This is a genomic window from Frankia tisae (assembly GCF_025403405.1).
Lineage (GTDB): Bacteria > Actinomycetota > Actinomycetes > Frankiales > Frankiaceae > Frankia > Frankia tisai.
Map to the genome: position 1 here is coordinate 1 of NZ_JANEZT010000397.1, position 5,801 is coordinate 5,801.

The following is a 5,801-nucleotide window of genomic DNA, read 5'->3' on the forward strand; positions in this document are numbered from 1 at the left end:
CGACACCAGCGTCGGCCCGACGACGGCGGCGAGGTCGCGTAGCTGGCGGGGGGTGGAGACGCTCACCGCGAGCCAGCGGCCATCGGCGCAGGCGAACACGTCGCGCAGCGCCGAGCCCGCGAGCCCCCCGCCGAGGCGCCCGGACGGTTCGGCGCCGGCCGCGAGCTCCGCCGCCGCCGACACCAGCGTCGGCCCGACGACGTGCAGCATCGCCTCCACCGGGTTGACGTCGACGACCCGGCCGGGTCTCCCGTTGACCCGCACGTCGTGGCAGGCGGCGGCGACCCCGAAGGCCCCCGCGTAGGCCATCACGGCGTCGCCGAGCGGGACCGAGGGCAGCATCGGCGCCCCGCCCGCGTCACCGGTCATGTGGGTCAGGCCCGCGAACGCCTCGCCCATCGTCCCGTTGCCCGGCCGCCCCGCCGCGGGGCCGTCGGCGCCGTAGCCGCTCACGTGCGCGACGACGAGGCGGGGGTTGACCGCGAGCATCGTCTCGGGATCCAGGCCGCGCGCCGCCAGCCGGGCCGCCGGCTCGTTGACGACGACGACGTCGGCCACGGCGACCAGGCCGCGCAGCGCCGCCCGCCCATCGGCGTCGGCCGGATCGAGAATGATCGACCGCTTGCCCCGGGCGACCAGCGGCCAGAACCCGGTGGCCCGGTAGGCGTCCCCACCGGGCGGCTCCAGCTTGACCACATCCGCACCCTGGTCGGCGAGAAGACTCGCGAGCAGGGGCGCGGCGTACAGGGAGGCCGCGTCGAGCACCCGCAGCCCGGCGAGCGGACCGGTCGGGTCACCGCGTCGAATCATCCAGGTCTCCCGTCCGGCGGCCATCGCCGGCAGCCCGCGCCTTGTTGACAGAGGATTCAACTATTTGATGTGGTTGCCCTGGTCAAGGAGAGCACCCGTCCGACATTGCCGTCAATCACGGACCCCCGCTGCGCCGCCGGAGGCGCGGCGGTCTGCTCGCCGGACGCCGAATCCTCCAGGAGGTTCGTCATGACGTCCGTGCCGAGCAAGCAGCCCGCGGTGAGCAAGCAGCCCGCGGCGAGCGATCTGGCCGAGGCGGTGGCTGCGACCAGGGCGGTCGACGTCATCCGGGCCGCCGAGCAGTGGCCGTGGCTGCTCGTGGCCCCGACGGTGGACGGCCTGCTGGCCCGCCGCGTGCAGGCCACCCCCGACGCACTCATGCTGGTCGACGAGCACGACGCGCGGCTGACCTTCGCCGAGTTCGACGCCAGGGTCGACCGGGTCGCGGCCGCGCTGGCGGGCGAGGGCATCACGGCCGGCACCCGGGTCGCCTGGCAGCTTCCGACGCGGATCAGCACCCTGCTGGTGATGATCGCGCTGCGCCGGCTCGGTGCCCTGCAGGCGCCGGTCATCCCGATCTACCGCGAGCGGGAGGTGAGCGCCGCGCTCGCCGCCATCGACGCGGAGGTCTTCCTGGTACCGGGGACGTGGCGGGGCATCGACTTCACGGCGATCGCCCGGGAGGTCGCCGCCACCGGCGGTCCCGCACCCCGGCTGGTGGAGATCGGCCACGACGCGCCGGAGGCCGACCCGCCCCGCGCGGGCGCGCGCCCCGACCACCTCCCGGACGAGGTGCGCTGGATCTACTTCACCTCCGGGTCCACCGGCATTCCCAAGGGCGCGCGGCACAGCGACGGCACCCTGCTCGCACCCGCGGTCTGCTTCGCCGGTCTGAGCGGTCTCGGTCGGGAGGCGGGGGAGGTCGGCGCGGTCGGCTACCCGGTCGCGCACGTCGGCGGGATCCAGTACCTCATCGCCGCGCTCGCCGCCGGCTTCCCGATCCTGCTGCTGGAGGCGTTCGTCCCCGACCAGGCCGTGGAGCTCTTCCGCGCGCACGGCGTGACCGCCACCGGCGGTAGCACACCGTTCTACACTGCGCTGCTGGACCTCGCCGCCACCCGTCCGGGCGAGCGGCTCGTCCCGACGCTGCGCTCGCTCAAGGGCGGCGGCGCCCCCTGCCCGCCGCACCTGGTCGGCGAGGTGGACCGGGTGCTCGGCGCGGTGCTCGCGCACGACTACGGGATGACGGAGGTGCCGATGGTGGCGGTGGCCTCCCTCGCCGACCCGCCCGACGTGCTGGCCGCCACCGACGGCCGGCCGGTGCCGGTCAACCGGCTGCGCTTCGTCGACGAGGGCGGCGCGGCGCTCGCGCCGGGCGCCGTCGGCGAGGTACAGGTCAGCGGGCACGGGGTGTGCCACGGCTACACCGACCCCGAGGCGACCCGGGCGGCGTTCACCGCCGACGGCTGGTTTCGCACCGGCGACCTGGGCCGGCTGCTTCCCTCCGGTCACATCGAGATCGTCGGCCGGCTGAAGGACCTCATCATCCGCAAGGGCGAGAACATCGCCCCCCAGGAGATCGAGGCCCTGCTCGGTCGCCATCCCGACGTGGCCGAGGTCGCTGTGATCGGACTGCCCGACCTGCAGCGCGGCGAGCGCGTGTGCGCCGTCGTCGTCGCCCGCCCCGGCCGGCCGGTGCCGTCGCTGGCGGAGCTGACGGGCTGGCTGCGGGAGGCCGGGTTGATGCGCCAGAAGCTTCCCGAGCAGCTCGAGCTGATCGACGTCATGCCGCGCACCGGGCTCGGCAAGGTCGCCAAGGCCCAGCTGCGCACCCGCTTCGAGCCGCGCCAGCCCTGAGCCGCGCCAGCCCTGAGCGGCGCCGGGCGCGGGTGGCTCAGGGCTCAGGCGGTGAGGACCGCCATGATGAACCCGGCGATGGTGTTGACGACGTCCGCGTCGTCGACCGGCAGGCGCTGGCCGTGGCAGTGGTACCAGGCGCGGTCCATCATCGACTGGACCGCGAGGCCCAGCGCCTCGGGGGCGTCGGTCGGCGTGCGCTGGCGGCCCCGCAGGTGGACCCCGAGCAGCCAGACCACGCGCAGTTGCATCTTGTTGCTCGCGCTGCCGACGGCCTGGTCGCCGGGGCCGGACTGGGCGGACAGGATGAACGCGCCGTGGCGGTCCATGAACGCGAAGTACTGCCACACCCACGTTGCGACGTCCGCGTGGATGCACGGGCGTGGCATGGCCTCCCACAGGGCCATGACCTGCAGAATCTCGTGGTAGGTGGCCTCGCCCAGGGTGTCGAAGATCTCCCGCTTGTCGCGGAAGTACGTGTAGAAGCCGGCGCGGGAGATACCGCAGGCGTCGGTGATGTTGTTGACGCGGGTGCCTGCATAGCCGCGCTCGAGGAACAGCTGGCGGGACGCGTCGAGGATGAGGCCGCGGGTGCGGGCCGCGCGGCGGCCCATGCTCCTGCCGTTACCCGCCGCGGAACTCGTCCCGCCACCGAGCGGCGCGGACGCGGCGGCGTCGACGGCATCGGCGGCAGAGGAGTCGTTCATGATTCTCCCAGTGTAGGAGGGCGCGCCGCGGCCGGGCCTGACGGACCTGTCGATGCCGGTGCCCGCCATCGGTTGAACTGACCGCGTGGCGGCTCACATGTCCGTGTCAGCTACGTTCTGCCAAAGTTGACAGTTTCGTCAAGTCGGCTTAGTGTTGCCTCGCGCAGCAGTACCCGAGACAGCACCGAGGTGGCGCAAGCCCGGTCGCCCACGGCCCACGGCCGACGGCACGTGACGGGGCGGCGGGTTCCCCCGGGCAGCGAGGAGCAGCAGCCGTGACGCAGTACACCGACGCGCCGATCTTCGACGCCGACCAGCACATGTACGAGACGCCGGACGCGCTCACCCGGTACCTGCCGGAGCGCTACCGGCGCGCGGTGCAGTTCGTGCAGGTCGGACGGGCGACCCGGATCGCGATCCGGGGAAGGATCACCGACTACATCCCGAATCCGACGTTCGACCGGGTGGCGGCCCCTGGCGCCTGGGAGAAGTTCTTCTCCGGCCAGAACCGCGACGGCCAGTCGCTGCGGGAGATGACCGGGCGGGCCATCGAGTCCCGCCCGTCGTTCCGCGAGCCCGCCCCGCGCCTGGTGGAGATGGATGCCCAGGGTGTCGACGAGGCGCTGGTCTACCCGACGCTGGCGAACCTGGTCGAGCACTCCGCCGCCGAGGACCCCGAGCTTGTGGTCGCGATGATCCACGCGCTCAACCGCTGGATGCTCGAAACCTGGGGCTACACCCACGCCGACCGGCTGTTCATGACGCCGGTCATCAGCTGCGCCCTGGTCGACGACGCCCGCCGCGAGCTCGACTACGTCCTGGAGAACGGGGCGAAGGTCGTCCTGATCAAGCCGGCGCCGGTCAAGGGCCTGCGGGGCTGGCGCTCCCCGGCGCTGCCGGAGTTCGACCCGTTCTGGGCGGACGTCGAGCGCGCCGGCATCCCGGTGGTGCTGCACTCCAGCCAGCCGCCGCTGGACGACTACATCAACCGGTGGGAGCCGCCGGACTCCAACGACTTCACCGAGATGAGCGCCTTCCGCTGGGTGACCCTCGGCCACCGCGAGATCGCCGACATGCTCACCAGCCTGATCTGCCACGGCACGCTCACCCGGTTCCCGAAGCTGCGTATCGCCAGCATCGAGAACGGCAGCGCCTGGATCCACCCGCTGTTCGACGACCTGCAGGCCGCCTACGGCAAGATGCCGCAGGCGTTCCCCGAGCACCCGCTGGAGGTGTTCCGTCGCAACGTGTGGGTCAGCCCGTTCTGGGAGGGCTCCGTCGCCGACGTGATCTCCACGGTCGGCTGGGACCGGGTGCTGTTCGGGTCCGACTTCCCGCACCCGGAGGGGCTCGCCGAGCCGCGCGGCTACTACGCCTACGCCGAGGGCATGGACGAGAAGCGGACCCGCGACTTCATGGGTGACAACGCGCGGCGGCTGCTGGGCCTGCCGGTGCGCGACCCCGCCGGCGACCGGACTCCGGTCGCGGTCTGAGCGGCCGCCGGCGACCCGAGGAAGGACGACAGTGCAGCTGAACTACCAGTTTCCGACTCGTGCGGTGAAGCACTGGGAGCGGTGGATCGGTGAGCGTGACCTCGCCGACGTGGCGGTCGCCGCCGAGGAGAGCGGATTCGACATCGTCTCCACGACGGACCATCCCTTCCCCTCCAGCGCCTGGGTCGACGGCGGCGGGCACCACTCCTTCGACCCGTTCGTCTCACTGGCGTTCATGGCGGCGGCGACGCGGCGCGTGCGCCTGCTGACGTTCATCCTCGTCGCCGGCTACCGCAACCCCTACCTGACGGCGAAGTCCGTGGCCAGCCTCGATCTGCTCTCCGGTGGGCGGCTGGTCGTGGGCATGGGCGCCGGCTACCAGAAGGCCGAGTTCGACGTGCTCGGCGCGCAGTTCGACGGCCGCGGCGGCCGGTTCGACGCGGCCATCGCCGCGATGCAGGCCGCCTGGACCGGCGAGGTCGTCGAGCGCGACGACCCGCACTTCCCTGCGTCGGGCCACGTCATGCTGCCCCGGCCGGCCCAGCGGCCCGGCCCGCCGATCTGGATCGGCGGCAACAGCCGGGCGGCGATGCGCCGGGTCGCCGAGGTCGCCGACGGCTGGCTGCCCTTCGAGCAGCCCGCGCAGATGGCGAAGATCACCACCACTCCGAGCCTGGCCGCGGACGAGATCGGCGAGCGGATCGCCACCCTGCGCGAGCTGCGCGCGGCGGCGGGCCGCCCGACCACCTTCGACGTCTGCTTCACCCCGCAGGTCAGCCGGGACCCGGCCCGCGCCGCCGAGGCGCTCGCGGCCGCCGCCCCCGGGTACCAGGCCGCCGGCGTCACGCACCTCTCGGTCGACTCGCACGCCCGCAGCATCGACGACTGCCTGGCCGAGATCGAACTGTTCGGCAAGGCCCTCGCGCCCCCGGCC

5 protein-coding genes are annotated in these 5,801 nt (G+C 73.1%); 3 read left to right on the plus strand and 2 right to left on the minus strand.

Annotation, left to right across the window (positions count from 1 at the left end; translation table 11 throughout):
- A partial coding sequence (locus NBZ85_RS26495) for a CoA transferase (protein WP_261562811.1) occupies positions 1-810 on the minus strand: 810 nt, incomplete at its 3' end.
- 189 nt (positions 811-999) lie between these two features.
- Between NBZ85_RS26495 and NBZ85_RS26500 the strand changes: the two genes are divergently transcribed.
- Positions 1,000-2,667, plus strand: a complete 1,668-nt coding sequence (locus NBZ85_RS26500) for an AMP-binding protein (protein ID WP_261562812.1) — start codon at positions 1,000-1,002, stop codon at positions 2,665-2,667.
- A 44-nt stretch (positions 2,668-2,711) separates the two neighbouring features.
- Here NBZ85_RS26500 and NBZ85_RS26505 read toward each other — a convergent pair whose 3' ends face one another.
- A complete protein-coding gene (locus NBZ85_RS26505; protein ID WP_261562813.1) occupies positions 2,712-3,374 on the minus strand; it encodes a TetR/AcrR family transcriptional regulator in 663 nt (220 codons plus the stop codon).
- A 275-nt stretch (positions 3,375-3,649) separates the two neighbouring features.
- Between NBZ85_RS26505 and NBZ85_RS26510 the strand changes: the two genes are divergently transcribed.
- Positions 3,650-4,867 (plus strand): amidohydrolase family protein, encoded by a 1,218-nt coding sequence (locus NBZ85_RS26510; protein WP_261558977.1) that lies wholly within the window; start codon positions 3,650-3,652, stop codon positions 4,865-4,867.
- A gap of 31 nt (positions 4,868-4,898) precedes the next feature.
- Positions 4,899-5,801, plus strand: a 903-nt coding sequence (locus tag NBZ85_RS26515; RefSeq protein ID WP_261562814.1) for an LLM class F420-dependent oxidoreductase, incomplete at its 3' end; no start/stop codon positions are given.